General features: G+C 69.0%; 14 protein-coding genes. 6 read left to right on the top strand and 8 right to left on the bottom strand.

The window, feature by feature from the left end; all coding sequences use genetic code 11:
- The first annotated feature begins 43 nt into the window (after nt 1-43).
- Nucleotides 44-2,857 carry an alpha/beta fold hydrolase gene (locus ABIC28_RS22560; RefSeq protein ID WP_097213239.1) on the top strand — a complete coding sequence of 938 codons (2,814 nt, stop codon included), beginning with the start codon at nt 44-46 and terminating at the stop codon, nt 2,855-2,857.
- The gene (locus tag ABIC28_RS22555; protein ID WP_179800655.1) at nt 2,854-3,819 is read left to right on the top strand and encodes an ABC transporter permease; all 966 of its coding nucleotides are present in this window, start codon (nt 2,854-2,856) and stop codon (nt 3,817-3,819) included. The genes ABIC28_RS22560 and ABIC28_RS22555 overlap by 4 nt, the downstream gene beginning before the upstream one ends.
- Nucleotides 3,820-3,835: 16 nt before the next feature.
- Here ABIC28_RS22555 and ABIC28_RS22550 read toward each other — a convergent pair whose 3' ends face one another.
- Nucleotides 3,836-4,702 carry an SCO6745 family protein gene (locus ABIC28_RS22550; RefSeq protein WP_097213238.1) on the bottom strand — a complete coding sequence of 289 codons (867 nt, stop codon included), beginning with the start codon at nt 4,700-4,702 and terminating at the stop codon, nt 3,836-3,838.
- Nucleotides 4,703-4,772: 70 nt separating this feature from the next.
- Nucleotides 4,773-6,935: an excinuclease ABC subunit UvrB gene (gene uvrB / locus ABIC28_RS22545; RefSeq protein WP_097213237.1), complete on the bottom strand. Its 2,163-nt coding sequence runs from the start codon at nt 6,933-6,935 to the stop codon at nt 4,773-4,775.
- Between the two features lie 80 nt (nt 6,936-7,015).
- Here uvrB and ABIC28_RS22540 point away from each other — a divergent pair, with 80 nt between their 5' ends.
- Complete coding sequence (locus tag ABIC28_RS22540) at nt 7,016-7,525, top strand: ribonuclease FAU-1 family protein (RefSeq protein ID WP_097213236.1); 510 nt, start codon at nt 7,016-7,018, stop codon at nt 7,523-7,525.
- 39 nt (nt 7,526-7,564) lie between these two features.
- Here the strand turns inward: ABIC28_RS22540 and coaE are convergent, their stop codons facing one another.
- A complete protein-coding gene (gene coaE / locus ABIC28_RS22535; RefSeq protein ID WP_354580971.1) occupies nt 7,565-8,785 on the bottom strand; it encodes a dephospho-CoA kinase in 1,221 nt (406 codons plus the stop codon).
- Between the two features lie 124 nt (nt 8,786-8,909).
- Here coaE and ABIC28_RS22530 point away from each other — a divergent pair, with 124 nt between their 5' ends.
- Together ABIC28_RS22530 and ABIC28_RS22525 are read left to right on the top strand one after the other, a co-directional pair.
- Nucleotides 8,910-9,122 carry a hypothetical protein gene (locus ABIC28_RS22530; protein ID WP_027502000.1) on the top strand — a complete coding sequence of 71 codons (213 nt, stop codon included), beginning with the start codon at nt 8,910-8,912 and terminating at the stop codon, nt 9,120-9,122.
- A gap of 125 nt (nt 9,123-9,247) precedes the next feature.
- A complete protein-coding gene (locus ABIC28_RS22525) occupies nt 9,248-9,493 on the top strand; it encodes a hypothetical protein (RefSeq protein ID WP_077041818.1) in 246 nt (81 codons plus the stop codon).
- 98 nt (nt 9,494-9,591) lie between these two features.
- Here the strand turns inward: ABIC28_RS22525 and rpsA are convergent, their stop codons facing one another.
- Nucleotides 9,592-11,067: a 30S ribosomal protein S1 gene (gene rpsA / locus ABIC28_RS22520; protein ID WP_097213234.1), complete on the bottom strand. Its 1,476-nt coding sequence runs from the start codon at nt 11,065-11,067 to the stop codon at nt 9,592-9,594.
- A 186-nt stretch (nt 11,068-11,253) separates the two neighbouring features.
- Between rpsA and ABIC28_RS22515 the strand changes: the two genes are divergently transcribed.
- Nucleotides 11,254-12,147: a class I SAM-dependent methyltransferase gene (locus ABIC28_RS22515; protein ID WP_354580968.1), complete on the top strand. Its 894-nt coding sequence runs from the start codon at nt 11,254-11,256 to the stop codon at nt 12,145-12,147.
- An 11-nt stretch (nt 12,148-12,158) separates the two neighbouring features.
- Here ABIC28_RS22515 and ABIC28_RS22510 read toward each other — a convergent pair whose 3' ends face one another.
- From ABIC28_RS22510 to ABIC28_RS22495, 4 genes are read right to left on the bottom strand one after another with little or no spacing between them, the layout of a single operon-like run.
- On the bottom strand, nt 12,159-12,320 hold the full coding sequence (locus tag ABIC28_RS22510; RefSeq protein WP_179800654.1) for a type II toxin-antitoxin system antitoxin: 162 nt from the start codon (nt 12,318-12,320) through the stop codon (nt 12,159-12,161).
- 4 nt (nt 12,321-12,324) lie between these two features.
- The gene (locus ABIC28_RS22505) at nt 12,325-13,170 is read right to left on the bottom strand and encodes an SPFH domain-containing protein (protein WP_097213232.1); all 846 of its coding nucleotides are present in this window, start codon (nt 13,168-13,170) and stop codon (nt 12,325-12,327) included.
- Nucleotides 13,171-13,216: 46 nt separating this feature from the next.
- Nucleotides 13,217-13,978 (bottom strand): amino acid ABC transporter ATP-binding protein, encoded by a 762-nt coding sequence (locus tag ABIC28_RS22500; RefSeq protein ID WP_354580965.1) that lies wholly within the window; start codon nt 13,976-13,978, stop codon nt 13,217-13,219.
- Between the two features lie 22 nt (nt 13,979-14,000).
- Nucleotides 14,001-14,990: an amino acid ABC transporter permease gene (locus ABIC28_RS22495; protein ID WP_097213231.1), complete on the bottom strand. Its 990-nt coding sequence runs from the start codon at nt 14,988-14,990 to the stop codon at nt 14,001-14,003.
- Between the last annotated feature and the right edge of the window lie 18 nt (nt 14,991-15,008).

The following is a 15,008-nucleotide window of genomic DNA, read 5'->3' as shown; positions in this document are numbered from 1 at the left end:
GCGGCACAACGCACATCGGCGCCGCATCGCTACATTAGATCTCATGCGAATCCCCCGGCCGCAGGGAATCAGGACCCGGATCGTCGTGGCCGTCGCCCTCGTTGCCGTCGGCGCCGGTGCCATCGCCGTGACCAGGTCGATCACCGAGCCGCCCGCGCCGGTGACCGAGGATGTCGCGGTGACGATGCCCGCGGGCCCCGCGGAGCCGGATCAGGTCAAAATCGATGCCCGCCTGTATCTTCCGCAGCACACCCCGGCACCCGCCGTACTCCTCGCGCACGGGTTCGGCGGCAGCAAGGACTCCGTCGCCGCGCAGGCGGGAGCGCTCGCGGAGGACGGGTTCGTGGTGCTGGCATACAGCGCCAGGGGTTTCGGGCAGAGCACCGGTCAGATCTCGTTGAACGACCCGGATCGCGAGGTGGCGGACGCTCGCGGCCTCGTCGACTGGCTGGCCGCGCGCGGCGAGGTCGAGCAGGACGGCCCCGGCGACCCGAAGATCGGCGTGGCGGGCGGATCCTATGGCGGCGCACTGGCCTTGATGCTCGGCGGACTCGACTCGCGTATCGATGCGATCGCCGCGGCGATCACGTGGAATGACCTGGGCCACGCCCTGTTTCCGAACTTCGGCACGATCGAGTCGCCGCCACCGTCGACGCCCGCCGCGGCCGGGTACGGCGGCCCGGGCGTGCTCAAACGCGGCTGGGCCGGCATCTTCTTCGGCGCGGGCGCGGGCACGGCCCCATCCGGGGCAGGCGCGGACGCGGCCGAACCGCGGCCGGAACCGGGACCCTGTGGACGGTTCGCGCTGGAGTTCTGCCGGGAGTACGCCGCGGCCGCGGAATCCGGGAAACCGAGCCAGGAACTGCTGGACCTGCTCCGTGCGCACTCGCCCGCGGCGGTCGCGGGCGCGATCACCGCGCCCACGCTGCTGATCCAGGGTGAACAGGACACGCTGTTCGGACTCGACCAGTCCGACGCGACCGCGCGCCAGATCGCCGCGACCGGCACACCCGTCCAGGTGCGCTGGTTTCCCGGTGGGCACGACGCCGGGGGCGAGGGCACCCGCTTCAGCGAGTCCGCGACGTCGCGGTTCCTGTCCGAGCAACTCCGCGGGTCCGGCGAGGTGGACGAGGAGTTCGTGTTCTCGCTCCCTGGCACTCCGACCGATCAGGGTCGTCCCTCCTATCGGCGGATGACCGCCGCCGACTACCCGGGCCTGGTCGCGGACGCGCCGCCGACCCCGACCATCGATCTCGCGCTCGCCGGACCGGCATCGCAGAGCATCCTCCGGCCGCCCGGCGCCGCGCCTGCCGCCCTGTCCGCGGTGCCCGGCCTCGGCTCGGCGCTGTCGAACCTGAGTGCCGTCGGCGGGCCCGCGGCGGCTCTGGTGGCCGACCCGCCCGGCCAGTCCGCCGCGTTCGCCACCGCACCGCTCGACCACCCGCTCACGATCACGGGTGTCTCCACGGTCCGGCTCATCGTCACCGCCGCCTCCGCGCCGGGGGACGCCGTGCTGTTCGCGAAGCTGTACGACGTGAGCCCCGACGGCAGGCGCACCCTGCCCGGCGGTGCGGTCTCCGCGATCCGGCTGCCCGAGGGCCCCGAACCGCACCCGATCGCGGTGGCCCTGCCCGGTATCGCGTTCCAGGTGCCGCAGGGACACCACCTCGAAGTGGTCGTCACCACCACCGACCAGGCCTACGCGAACCCCCTCAGCCCGGCCCAGTTCTCGGTGGCCCTCGCCGACGACGCCGGCCTCCTGGTCCCGAGCGTGCCCGCCACCAGCTCCAGCCGTTCGCTGCCGATCGGTCCGCTGATCGGGATCGCCTGCATCCTCGGCGGGGCTGCCCTCCTGGTCACCATCGGCGTGATCCGGCGCCGGCGCCGCGTGGCTGCCGAGGTCGACCCCGCCTTCGTCGACACCCCGCTGGTCATCACCGACCTGCGCAAGACCTATGACAATGGCTTCCGCGCGGTCGACGGGGTCAGTTTCACCGTCCGCCGCGGCCAGGTCCTCGGGCTGCTCGGTCCCAACGGCGCGGGCAAGACCACCACCCTGCGGATGTTGATGGGGCTGATCACGCCGACCGAGGGCGAGATCCGCGTCTTCGGCCACAGGGTCACCCCTGGTGCGCCGGTGCTCTCCCGGCTCGGGTCCTTCGTCGAGGGGTCCGGCCTGCTGCCGCATCTGAGCGGCATCGACAATCTGCGGCTGTACTGGGAGGCCACCGGGCGGCCCGCCGGTGAGGCGCGCATGGACGAGGCCCTCGAGATCGCGGATCTCGGCGATGCGATCGAACGGAAGGTCCGTTCCTACAGCCAGGGAATGCGTCAGCGGCTCGCGATCGCGCAGGCGATGCTCGGCCTGCCGGACCTGATGGTCCTGGACGAACCCACCAACGGGCTCGACCCGCCGCAGATCCGCACCATGCGGGAGGTGCTGATCAACTACGCACGCACCGGGCGCACCGTCCTCGTCTCCAGCCACCTGCTGGCCGAGGTCGAGCAGACCTGCACCGACGTGGTGGTGATGAACCACGGCCGGGTGATCAGTTCCGGCACCGTCGAGGAGCTCACCTCCGCCGAGGGCGCCACCGAACTGCGGGTCGACGACCCCTCCCGGGCGGCCGTGGTTCTCGAGTCGGTCGACGGGCTCGGGCCCGTGCGCCTGATCGAGGGTGAGAATCCCCGGCTGCGGGTCGATCTCGGCGAAACCGACCCGGCGGCGCTGGTGCGCACCCTCGTCGGCGCGGGCATCGGGGTCAGGGGTCTGTCGAAGACGACCCGCCTCGAGGACGTGTTCCTCCGACTGGTGGACATCTCCGACCATCGCGAACACGACAGGGAGGACGCATGACCAGCCAGGCCGACGGCGGAGCCGTCACATCCCATACCGACGGCGGGGCCGTCACGTCCCATACCGACGGCGGAGCCGTCACATCCAGGGCCGACGGCGGAGCCGTGCCGTCTCATCCCGACGGCCGGGCGGCCGGATACCGGGCGACGCACACCCTGCCGCTGCGCACCGAGCTCAAGCGACAGTTCAAACGCAGGCGCACCCACCTGGCGCTCGGCTTCCTGGCGTTGCTGCCCGTGATCCTCGCGATCGCGTTCGCCATCGGCGGGTCGGACTCCTCTGGATCCGGCGGGGTCGACCTGATCGAACTCGGCACCACGGGCGGGGTGAACTTCACCGTGTTCTGCCTGTTCATGTCGGTCGGTTTCCTGCTGATCGTGGTGGTGGCGTTGTTCTTCGGCGATTCCGTCGCGAGCGAGGCGTCCTGGTCCTCGCTGCGCTACCTGCTCGCCATCCCGGTCCCCCGCAGCCGGCTCCTGCAGCAGAAGGCCATCGTGTCAGCGGCGCTGTCCGCGCTGGCGATCCTGATCCTGTTCGGGGTGGCGCTCACGCTCGGCACCGCCTTGTACGGGACGGGACCGCTGGTGACCCCGTTCGGCGATTCCCTCGGGTATGGCGAGGCGGTGGGACGACTGCTGGTCGCGCTGGCGTTCATCGCGGTGAACCTGACCTGGGTGGCGGGTCTTGCCCTGCTGCTCTCCGTGCTCACCGACGCCCCGCTCGGCGCGGTCGGCGGCACGGTGATGGTGTCCATCCTCGTGCAGATCCTCGACCAGATCACCGCGCTCGGGCACTGGCGCGACTATCTGCCGGGGCATTTCTCGTTCGCCTGGACCCGACTCCTTGCACCGACGGTGGACTGGCACGACATCGTGGTCGGGTCGTTCTCGGCGCTGGCGTACGCGGCGGTGTTCGGACTGTTTGCCTGGCAGCGGTTCGCGGTCAAGGACATCACCAGCTGACCGCGCCGGGCCGCGGTCAGCGCTGGACCGCGGACCCGTACACCCCGTCCGGGAACACCCCCTGGTCCACCAGGACCGCGCGCAGATCGGTGCCGAGTTCGAGCAGGCGCGCCGCGCCGTCCTCGCCGAGCGCCGCCCACGGGGCCACCGCCATCTCGTCGGTCAGTTCCTCGACGCATTCGCGCAACTCCCAGCCGGCGCCGGTGAGCTCCCCGTCGTCCCCGAGCAGACCCCGGTCGCTGAGCGAGTCCACCGCGACGCGCCACTGCTCGTCGGACCAGCCGCGGCGCGACCTGGCGAACTGCTCCTGGAACCCGTTGCCGGTGGCCGTGTGCGACACCAGCGCCTCGATCCCGGAGAGCCCCGCGGTCTGCAAGGCGGCGATGTGTCCGTCACCTCGGTACTCACGGAGCAGCGTCAGGGCGTGCCAGAGCACCAGGTGCGGCTCGGTCGGCCACTCGATCTCGGCGTGCCCGGCATAGAGCGGCCGACCGGACGCCTCCGGGATGGCGCGCGCCGCGGTGGCCGCCAAGGCCGCGGCCTCGTCGAACGCCGACGAGCCGATCGCCTCGACGCCATAGATGCGCCGCATCGCCGCGTCCACCCCGCGGTATCTGGCCTCCACGACGGCCGCAGGCCCTGCCTGCGTCCAGGCGACCGGGATCACCGACGTGATCGCCTCGGGATTGAAGTTGTAGAAGGTCGCCGCAACCACCCCGGCCCCGACCGCGCCCATCGCGGCGGACCGTCCGGCGAAGTAGCACATCCGGCCCGGGCTCAGGCCCGCGGCGACGAGGCTCTCGTTCACCTCCGGCGCGAAATACGACATGCCGTGGATCAGATCAAGGGTCCGGGCTGCCTGCCCCGCCGTCCGTGAGTCCATGTGCTCGACCGTAGCGGGCGCGAGCGGAACGTCGCCGTCCGGTCGGTGAACGACCCACGCCCGGCTCGCTCTACGAGACGCCGGCGGCGTCCATACCCCGAAGCTCCTTCTTCAGGTCCTGGATCTCGTCGCGCAACCGCCCGGCCAGCTCGAACTGCAGCTCGCGCGCGGCGTTCATCATCTGGTCCGTCAGTTCCTTGACCAGGTCCGCCAGCTCCGCCCGCGGCATCGACTTCACGTCGCGGCCCTCGTACACGCCCGCGCTGACGGCTCGGCCCGCCTCGCCCTGGGCGCGACGCCCGCGACTGGCGTTTCGCCCCGACCCGCCGACGTCCACGCCCGCGGCCGTGTCATCGGCCTCCTCGTAGACCTGGTCGAGGATGTCGGCGATCTTCTTGCGCAGGGGCTGCGGGTCGACGCCCATCTCCCGGTTGTAGGCGATCTGCTTCTCGCGGCGGCGATCGGTCTCCTCGATCGCATGGGCCATCGAGTCGGTGATCTTGTCCGCGTACATGTGCACCTGGCCGGAGACGTTGCGGGCCGCGCGGCCGATGGTCTGGATCAGGCTGGTGGAACTGCGCAGGAAGCCTTCCTTGTCGGCGTCCAGGATCGCGACGAGCGAGACCTCCGGCAGGTCGAGGCCCTCGCGGAGCAGGTTGATGCCGACGAGCACGTCGTACTCCCCCAGCCGCAGCTGTCGGAGCAGCTCGACCCGGCGGAGGGTGTCGATGTCCGAGTGCAGGTACCGCACCCGGATCCCCAGTTCCAGCAGGTAGTCGGTCAGGTCCTCGGCCATCTTCTTGGTGAGGGTGGTGACCAGGACTCGCTCGTCCTTGTCGGTGCGCTCCCTGATCTCGTGCACGAGGTCGTCGATCTGGCCCTTGGTGGGCTTGACCACCACCTGCGGGTCCACCAGCCCGGTCGGCCGGATGACCTGCTCGACGAACTCGCCGCCCGCCTGGCCGAGCTCGTACTTGCCCGGGGTGGCCGACAGGTAGACCGTCTGCCCGATCCGCTGGGTGAACTCCTCCCAGGTGAGAGGACGGTTGTCGGTCGCCGAGGGCAACCGGAACCCGAACTCGACGAGGTTGCGCTTGCGGGACATGTCGCCCTCGTACATCGCGCCGATCTGCGGAACGGTGACGTGCGACTCGTCGATGACCAGCAGGAAGTCCTCGGGGAAGTAGTCGATGAGGGTGGCGGGCGCGGTGCCGGCACCGCGGCCGTCGATGTGCCGCGAGTAGTTCTCGATCCCGGAGCAGAACCCGACCTGCTTGATCATCTCGATGTCGTAGTTGGTCCGCATCCGCAGCCGCTGCGCCTCGAGCAGCTTGCCCCGCCCCTCCAGGTCGGCGAGCCGCTCCTCGAGCTCGGCCTCGATGTCCTTGACCGCGCGCTCCATCCGCTCCGGACCCGCGACGTAGTGGGTGGCCGGGAAGATCCTCAGCGAATCGACCTGGCGGACCACGTCGCCGGTGAGCGGGTGAAGGTAGTAGAGCGCCTCGATCTCGTCGCCGAAGAATTCGATGCGGATCGCGAGCTCCTCGTACGACGGGATGATCTCCACCGTGTCCCCGCGCACCCGGAACGAACCGCGGGTGAAGGACAGGTCGTTGCGGTTGTACTGCACGTCGACCAGCAGGCGCAGCAGCGCATCGCGGGGCACCTCGACGCCGACGTCGAGCTGGATCGACCGGTCCAGGTAGGACTGCGGGGTGCCGAGACCGTAGATGCACGAGACGGACGCGACCACCACCACGTCACGACGCGAGAGCAGGCTCGAAGTCGCGGAGTGCCGCAGCCGCTCCACGTCGTCGTTGATCGACGAGTCCTTCTCGATGTAGGTGTCCGTCTGCGCGATGTACGCCTCGGGCTGGTAGTAGTCGTAGTACGAGACGAAGTACTCGACTGCGTTGTTCGGCAACATCTCTCGTAGCTCGTTCGCGAGCTGCGCGGCGAGGGTCTTGTTCGGCGCCATCACCAGCGTCGGCCGCTGCAGCTTCTCGATCAGCCAGGCCGTCGTCGCCGACTTTCCCGTGCCGGTGGCACCGAGCAGCACCACGTTCTTCTCGTCCGCCCGGATCCGTCGCTCGAGTTCCGCGATCGCCGCGGGCTGGTCGCCTGCGGGCTGATGCGGGCTCACCACCTCGAACCGGGCCTCGGACCGTTCGATGTCGCCGACCGGCCGGAACTCGGAGTGCGCCACCACGGGATGCTCGGATGCGAAAGCCATGGAACCAGAGTAAGCCGGGGCACCGACATCCTCCCGGCATCGTCGTCGGGAGCCAGACCCGCCGGGTAGGTTCAACAGCCATGGACGGCGAAGTGCACGCCCCGAAGATCGAGTCCTTCTCGCTCGCGGACAAGACGAACACCGATCCGAAGGGCTTCGTTCGACCGGTGGACCACTACCGGCTCGAACCGTGGGGCCTGTACATGGCCAGGACCTCGGACCACGCCCACTTCCACTACCTGGAGTCCTGGCTGCTGCCGGACCTGGGCCTACGCGCGTCGATCTTCCACTACCACCCGTTTCACGCACGGGATCAGAACCACTATGTCGACATCGGCGAGTTCACCGCGGCGCCAGGGGTCTGGCGATCCGAGGACCACTACCTGGACCTGGTGGTACGGACCGGGCGCGACACCGAGCTACTGGACGTGGACGAACTGATCGCCGCGCATGCGGCAGGCCTGCTCGACGCCGCGACGACCGAGCTGGCGATCCACCGGGCGGTGACCGCGGCCGACGGGATCGCCGCGCACGGTCACGACCTCGACGCCTGGCTCGCCTCGGTCGGGATGCCGATCAGCTGGCGCTGACAGGATGGGATGCCGAGCAGCCTGCGCCGACCGCGCCCCTCATGAGGGCGACCAACCGCTCCGCTCGGCCCACTCCCAGGCCCGCTGGTAGCCAAGATCGAACCACGGCGCGAGCGCCGCGGCATAGGTCACGGTGGCCTCGCCCGTGTGCGCGTCGGCGGCGGCCCAGCGGACCGCAACCCTCTTGACCTCGAGGAATTCGGCCCGAGCAGCGACGTCGGCGCGCAGCCAGTCGCGCAGCAGGAGCGCGAAGCGCTGGCCCGGCCAGCCGTCGACGCGCAGGCTGATCTCCACGGGCCTGCCGGGATCGGCGCCGCCGTGGGTGCGCTTGTCCCACAGCGCCGGGTCGGCCTCACCACCGATGGCGTAGTCCGGCTTCGGGTCGTCGTGGGTGATCGACTCGATCCGCGGGAACCCAGCCGCGGCCAGCGGGCCCGCGAGCGCGTCCGCGGCAGCGATGCTCGAGACGGTGATCTGCACGTCGATCACGTCCTTGGCGTCCAGGCCGGGTACCGAGGTCGAGCCGATGTGGTCGATCCGTAGGGCGCCGGCACCGCAGGCCAGCCAGAGGCGCTCGATCAGTCGGCGGGCCTGGTCCGGCCAGGTAGCGTCGGCGGGCGCGAGAACGGGCCGAACCCGCACCACCGTTCCGGTCCGCAGGTTCTCCTCGAACGGCACCAGTCGCTGGTCCCACAAGGCCTTCACCTCGGCGTCGAGGCCGCCCTGCGGACCACTGTTGTCCAGCCAGACATCCGCCGCGGCCCGCCGCTGGTCGTCGGTGGCCTGCGCCGCGAGGCGCGCCCTGGCGTCGTGCTCGGGCATACCGCGCAGCTCGACCAGGCGTCGCACCCGCTCCTCGGCGTCCACGTAGACGACCAGCACGAGGTGGAACAGCGCGCCCATCCGGCCCTCGACCAGGAGCGGAATGTCCTGCACCACCACGGCATCCGCCCCGGCGGACTCGACGAGTTCGGTGGTGCGCCTGCCGACCAGCGGATGGACCACCGCGTTCAGCCGTGCCCGCGCCTCGTCGTCCCCGAACGCCACGGCCGCAAGGGCCGGCCGATCCAACTGACCGTCGGGTTGGAGGATCGAGTCACCGAACTCCGCGACCAGCGCGGCCAGTCCCTCGGTGCCCGGTTCCACCACCTCGCGGGCCACCAGATCGCTGTCGACGACCACAGCACCGAGATCCGCCAGGATCCTCGACACCGTGGACTTACCCGCTCCAATACCTCCGGTGAGGCCGATTCTCAGCACGCCCACCAGTCTGTCATCTGAACACGCCGAAGCACACCAGCCCCAAATGCACCAGGTTTACCCGAGACTCGGTATCCTACGGACAGACGCGCCAGGCCACCCATCTCGAGACAAAGGGAATTCCATGCAAAGCCACTACATCCTTCAGGGTCGGCACCGTCTGGGCATCGTCAACGGTGTGCATTGCATCCTGATTCCCGAGGTCGCCACCGCTCTGGCCGAGCACCGTCGCAACTGGTTCACGCAGATGATCAGCCCCGCGCGCCACAGCTTCGCGACGATGCGCAAGCGCACCGCCGTGATGCAGAGCGCCTGGGCCCCTGCCGCAGTGAGCTGATCGGGCTCCCCCCGACTCCCCCGTCTCCACGAGTGCCCCCGCCCGAATTCGGGCGGGGGCACTCGTCTGTGATGCGCACGCAGATTCGAATGCGGTTGCCGCGGCGGCGTCCTACCGTTGGTGACATGACTGTCAAAGCCGATGATCTGCGACTGCTGTTGGCCAGCTCCCTCTCGCAGCCCACGCTGGTGCTGGAGGAGGGTTCGCTCAAGGTTCTCTCGGGAGACGAGGTGGCCAAGCGGTCCTCGTGGGTGGTCGTCACCCTCGAGGACCTCCGCCGAGAACTACCCGACGGCGACAACCCCACCGAACACGATCTGGTGGAGAAGGCCGCCATGCTCGACGAACTCGTGTCCAGCCCTGGGGCCTGACCGGTGTCCAGCCCGGGGGCCTGACCGGAGAGACAAAACAACCCCGGTCCTGTACGGACCGGGGTTGTTCTGTGAGACCCGGCTAGCGGGTCATCGTGTCACGCGTTGCCGGACAGCTTCTCGCGGAGAGCGGCGAGCTGCGCATCGCTGGCGAGCGAGCCACCAGCGGATTCCGGAGCGGCACCGGCGGACTCGCCGGCGTCGGCCGAACCGGTCTCGGAGGAGTAGCCTGCGGCGGCGTTGGCAGCCTCGGCGGCCTCGTCCGCAGCGGTCTTCTCCATCTGAGCGGTGTGCATCTTGTGGCGACGCTCGGCCTCGGCGTAGCGGCCTTCCCACTCTTCACGCTGCTTGTCGAAGCCCTCGAGCCATTCGTTGGTCTCGGGATCGAAGCCCTCGGGGAAGATGTAGTTGCCCTGCTCGTCGTACGAGTCGGCCATGCCGTACTTGGACGGATCGAACTCGGCGTTGTAATCCTCGTTGGCCTGCTTCAGCGACAGCGAGATACGACGACGCTCGAGGTCGATGTCGATGACCTTGACGAGGGCATCGTCGCCGACGCCGACGACCTGGTCCGGAACCTCCACGTGGCGCTCGGCCAGCTCGGAGATGTGGACGAGGCCTTCGATTCCCTCTTCGACGCGCACGAAGGCACCGAACGGAACCAGCTTCGTGACCTTGCCGGGCACGATCTGGCCGATCGCGTGGGTGCGGGCGAACTGACGCCACGGGTCTTCCTGCGTCGCCTTGAGCGAGAGGGAGACACGCTCGCGGTCCAGGTCGACGTCGAGGACCTCGACGGTGACCTCGTTGCCGACCTCGACGACCTCAGACGGGTGATCGATGTGCTTCCAGGACAGCTCGGAGACGTGCACAAGGCCGTCGACGCCACCCAGGTCCACGAAGGCACCGAAGTTGACGATGGAGGACACGACGCCCTTGCGGACCTGGCCCTTCTGGAGCTGGTGCAGGAACTCGCTGCGGACCTCGGACTGGGTCTGCTCGAGCCATGCGCGACGCGACAGGACCACGTTGTTGCGGTTCTTGTCGAGCTCGATGATCTTGGCCTCGATCTCCTTGCCGACGTACGGCTGCAGATCGCGGACACGACGCATCTCGACCAGCGACGCGGGCAGGAACCCACGGAGGCCGATGTCGAGGATCAGGCCGCCCTTGACGACCTCGATGACGGTGCCCTTGACGGCCTCGTCCTTCTCCTTGAGCTCCTCGATGGTGCCCCAGGCGCGCTCGTACTGTGCGCGCTTCTTCGACAGGATCAGTCGACCTTCCTTGTCCTCCTTGGTGAGAACAAGAGCCTCGACGGCGTCGCCGACGGAAACGACCTCATTTGGGTCGACGTCGTGCTTGATCGAGAGCTCGCGGGAAGGGATGACGCCTTCGGTCTTGTAACCGATGTCGAGCAGGACCTCGTCGCGGTCGACCTTGACGATGGTTCCTTCGACGATGTCGCCATCGTTGAAGTACTTGATCGTGGCATCGATGGCGGCGAGGAAATCCTCGGCGGAGCCAATGTCGTTGATGGCTACCTGCGGCGAGGTAACGGTTGTGGAGGGCATGTGTTGAGTTGCTCCGGACGGTTGGGTAGTCGGTTGATGGTGTTCTGTCGGACTCACGAATCCCCACCGCCATACCGAATCCGGCACCGTACGGCAGACACTCGCGTGGATTAGGGTACGCGACCTGTAGCGAGCTGGGCAAACCCGGATGCACCGACGTCGGCGGGAAACCCTACTGTTGAGCCCATGCCGGGGTCGACGAATGACGCAACAGACATCACACCGCCGACCGATCCGGCCGACCGTCACGGCGAGGCCAATTCGATCCTCGGGACCAGTGGCGTGAGCCGCGACCGCCTCGATTCCGCCGACAGCGAGCGCGCGAGTCGAGCCTGGTGGGATGCCGACGCCGCCGACTATCACCGCACGCACGGCGACTTCCTCGGCGTTGACTCCGCGGCGGGCGAGTTCGTCTGGTGCCCGGAGGGCCTGCACGAGGGCGATGTCCGCCTGCTCGGCGACGTGACCGGCCGGGACGTCCTCGAGGTCGGCTGCGGTTCGGCGCCCTGCGCACGCTGGCTCGCGGGCCAGGGCGCGCGGGCGGTCGGGCTGGACCTCTCGATGGGAATGCTCACGCGCGGCCTCGAGGCGATGGCCAAGGGCGGTCCGCGGGTACCGCTCGTCCAGGCGGGCGCGGAGTCGCTGCCGTTCGCGGACGAGAGCTTCGACATCGTCTGCTCCGCCTTCGGCGCGGTCCCGTTCGTCGCAGATTCCGCGCTGGTGATGCGCGAGGTGGCCCGGGTGCTGCGGCCCGGCGGGCTGTGGGTGTTCGCGGTGAACCACCCGATCCGCTGGATCTTTCCCGACGACCCCGGGCCGAAGGGCCTGACCGCCACGATGCCGTACTTCGACCGGACGCCCTACGTGGAGGTCGACGACGACGGCACGCCGACCTACGTGGAACACCACCGCACGATCGGCGACCGGGTGCGCGAGCTCGTCGCGGCGGGCCTCGAGGTGCGCGACATCGTCGAACCCGACTGGCCGGAGTGGCTGGACCGCGAATGGGGTCAGTGGAGCCCGCTGCGCGGCCAGATCTTTCCCGGCACCGCGATCTTCGTCAGCCGCAAGCCCGACTGACCTCGCGCGGGTCAGTCGGGGTCGCGGAGCCTGCGGCCGGCCTCGTCGAGCGCCCGCCGCAGCGCGTACTCCAGTTGCGCGTTGACGCTGCGCAGGTCGTCGGCCGCCCACTTGGCGATGGCGTCGTAGACGGCGGGGTCCAGCCGCAGCAGCACCTTCTTGCGTTCGGCCATGGGATCAGGAGTACAGCGAGCCCGCGTTGACGACGGGCTGGGTGGCCTTGTCGCCGCACAGGACCACCAGCAGGTTGGACACCATGTTCGCCTTGCGTTCCTCGTCGAGCTCGACGACGCCCTGCTCGCGGAGGCGATCGAGCGCGAGGCCGACCATCCCGACGGCGCCCTCGACGATCATGGTGCGGGCCGCAACCACCTGGGCCGCCTGCTGACGCACCAGCATCGCCTGCGCGATCTCCGGTGCGTACGCGAGGTGGGTGATGCGGGCCTCGATCACCTCGACGCCTGCCAGGTCGGTTCTGTCCCTCAGCTCGGCGGTGAGCTCGGCGGCCACCTCGGTGCCGTCGCGCAGGCTCGTGCCCTGCGTCTGGTCCGAGTCGTAGGGATGCGTGGTGGCCAGGTGCCGGACCGCCGCCTCGGACTGGATCGCGACGTACTCCTCGTAGTCGTCGACCGCGAAGGTCGCCTTGCCGCTGTCGACGACCTTGTAGACGACCACGGCGGCGATCTCGACCGGATTGCCCGCCGCGTCGTTGACCTTCAGTTTCGAGGTCTCGAAGTTGCGCACCCGCAGGGTGACCCGGCGCTTGGTGGTGAGCGGGAGCACCCACTGGAAGCCCGCATCGGCGACCGAGCCGACGTAGCGGCCGAAGAACTGGACGACCTTGGCCTCGTTCGGGTTGATCACCGTGAAGCCGGTTGCCAGGAGCACGACCACCACCGCGAGCACGATCGCCGCCACCGCCCCTGCGGGGCCCGCGAAAGCCGCCGCCGCGGCCACCGCCGCGAGCACCACCAGCCCCAGCAACACCGCGAACCCGTTCAACCGAAACGCCCGACGCTCCATGTCCCACCTTTGCTATCGAAGTGATATCACCACGATAGCAAAGGGGTCAGAGCAGCTTGGACAGGAACAGCTTGGTCCGATCGTGCTGCGGGTTGGCGAGCAGCTCCCTCGGGTTGCCGGACTCGACGACCACGCCACCGTCCATGAACACCAGCTCGTCGGCGACCTCGCGGGCGAAACCCATCTCGTGGGTCACCACGACCATGGTCATGCCCTCCTTGGCGAGGTTCTTCATCACCCCGAGCACCTCCCCCACCAGCTCCGGATCGAGAGCGGAGGTCGGCTCGTCGAACAGCATCAGCTTCGGGTCCATCGCCAGCGCCCGCGCGATCGCGACCCGCTGCTGCTGGCCGCCGGAGAGCTGCGCGGGATAGGCGTCCGCCTTCTCGCTCAGGCCGACCTGATCGAGGAGGTCGCGGGCGCGTTCGACGGCCTTCTTCTTGGGGACCTTCTTCACCTGCATCGGCGCCTCGATGATGTTCTCGAGCGCGGTACGGTGCGGGAACAGGTTGAAGTGCTGGAACACCATGCCGATGTCCCGGCGCTGGCGCGCCGCGGCCCGCGGGTGCAGCTCGTAGAGCTTGCCGCCGCGCTCGGAGTATCCGACCAGGTCGCCGTCGACGTAGAGCCGGCCGGCATTGACCTGCTCGAGGTGGTTGATGCAGCGCAGGAACGTCGACTTCCCGGACCCGGACGGCCCGACCAAGCAGAGCACCTGGCCTCGTTCGATCTCGAGGGACACCCCTCGCAGCACCCTGAGGGCGCCGTAGTTCTTGCAGACCCGGTCGGCCTTCACCATCAGCGTCATCGTCGCTCGCCTCCAGTCTCGATCATCGGCGTTCGCCTCCAGGCGTGTCGGGCAGGGTGTCGGGCGCGGGCATGATCGTGACCGGTTTGCCCTGGGCGTCGGCGAGCGCTTCGAGCTGACGCGTGGTCAGAGTGCGCGAGACGCCACGCGAGTAGTACCGCTCGAGGTAGAACTGGCCGACCATGAGCACGCTGGTGATCGCCAGATACCAGGTCGCGGCCACCAGCAGCAGCGGGATCGGCTGGAAGTTCGCGCCAGAGATGTCCCGCGCACGGCCGTAGAGCTCGAGGCTGAACGGGATCGCGGTGACCAACGAGGTGGTCTTGAGCATGCTGATCAGTTCGTTGCCCGTCGGCGGGATGATCACCCGCATCGCCTGCGGCAGCACGGTCCGGCGCATCGTCTGCGACCACGACATGCCAAGCGCGGTGGACGCCTCGGTCTGGCCCTCGCTGACCGAACTGACGCCGGCGCGGACGATCTCCGCCATGTACGCGGCCTCGTTCAACCCGAGCCCGATGATCGCGAACAGGAACGCGGCCTCGAGGCCCTGCAGCTCGATGTGCGCGAACTGGTGCACAAACGGGATGCCCAGGTCCAGCGTCTTGTAGATGGACGAGAACAGTCCCCAGAACACCAGCTGCACGTACACCGGGGTGCCGCGGAAGATCCACAGGTAGACCCACGCCGACGTCCGCAGCACCGGGTTCGGGGACAGCCGCATCACCGCGAGCACGACGCCAAGCACCACCGCGAGCGCCATCGACAGCACCGTCAGCTGGATGGTCACCCAGGCCGCGGACGAGATCCGTCGGTCGAACAGGTACTGGCCGTAGACATCCCAGGCGAACGCGGGGTTGGTGGCGGCGCCGTACACGAACAGCCCCAGCAAGGTCACGACGACGATCGCGGCGATCCAGCGGCCGGGCCTGCGCAGCGGTATCGCCTTGATCGCCTCCGGCTCCGGCGAACCCCCTGTCTCGGGAGCGTCGCTCTCACTCAGTGCTGGCATCGGTGTCCACCTTTCCCG

The sequence above is a fragment of the Rhodococcus sp. PvR044 genome (assembly GCF_040548995.1).
GTDB classification, from domain to species: domain Bacteria; phylum Actinomycetota; class Actinomycetes; order Mycobacteriales; family Mycobacteriaceae; genus Rhodococcus_G; species Rhodococcus_G oryzae.
This window is presented reverse-complemented; position numbering and strand designations above follow the sequence as displayed.

What these genes read in the sequence shown, in the direction of transcription:
- ABIC28_RS22560 (WP_097213239.1), top strand. Translation starts at nt 44, where the DNA reads ATGCGAATCCCCCGGCCGCAGGGAATCAGGACCCGGATCGTCGTGGCC.
- ABIC28_RS22555 (WP_179800655.1), top strand. Translation starts at nt 2,854, where the DNA reads ATGACCAGCCAGGCCGACGGCGGAGCCGTCACATCCCATACCGACGGC.
- ABIC28_RS22550 (WP_097213238.1), bottom strand. Translation starts at nt 4,702, where the DNA reads ATGGACTCACGGACGGCGGGGCAGGCAGCCCGGACCCTTGATCTGATC.
- uvrB (WP_097213237.1), bottom strand. Translation starts at nt 6,935, where the DNA reads ATGGCTTTCGCATCCGAGCATCCCGTGGTGGCGCACTCCGAGTTCCGG.
- ABIC28_RS22540 (WP_097213236.1), top strand. Translation starts at nt 7,016, where the DNA reads ATGGACGGCGAAGTGCACGCCCCGAAGATCGAGTCCTTCTCGCTCGCG.
- ABIC28_RS22530 (WP_027502000.1), top strand. Translation starts at nt 8,910, where the DNA reads ATGCAAAGCCACTACATCCTTCAGGGTCGGCACCGTCTGGGCATCGTC.
- ABIC28_RS22525 (WP_077041818.1), top strand. Translation starts at nt 9,248, where the DNA reads ATGACTGTCAAAGCCGATGATCTGCGACTGCTGTTGGCCAGCTCCCTC.
- rpsA (WP_097213234.1), bottom strand. Translation starts at nt 11,067, where the DNA reads ATGCCCTCCACAACCGTTACCTCGCCGCAGGTAGCCATCAACGACATT.
- ABIC28_RS22515 (WP_354580968.1), top strand. Translation starts at nt 11,254, where the DNA reads ATGCCGGGGTCGACGAATGACGCAACAGACATCACACCGCCGACCGAT.
- ABIC28_RS22510 (WP_179800654.1), bottom strand. Translation starts at nt 12,320, where the DNA reads ATGGCCGAACGCAAGAAGGTGCTGCTGCGGCTGGACCCCGCCGTCTAC.
- ABIC28_RS22505 (WP_097213232.1), bottom strand. Translation starts at nt 13,170, where the DNA reads ATGGAGCGTCGGGCGTTTCGGTTGAACGGGTTCGCGGTGTTGCTGGGG.
- ABIC28_RS22500 (WP_354580965.1), bottom strand. Translation starts at nt 13,978, where the DNA reads ATGACGCTGATGGTGAAGGCCGACCGGGTCTGCAAGAACTACGGCGCC.
- ABIC28_RS22495 (WP_097213231.1), bottom strand. Translation starts at nt 14,990, where the DNA reads ATGCCAGCACTGAGTGAGAGCGACGCTCCCGAGACAGGGGGTTCGCCG.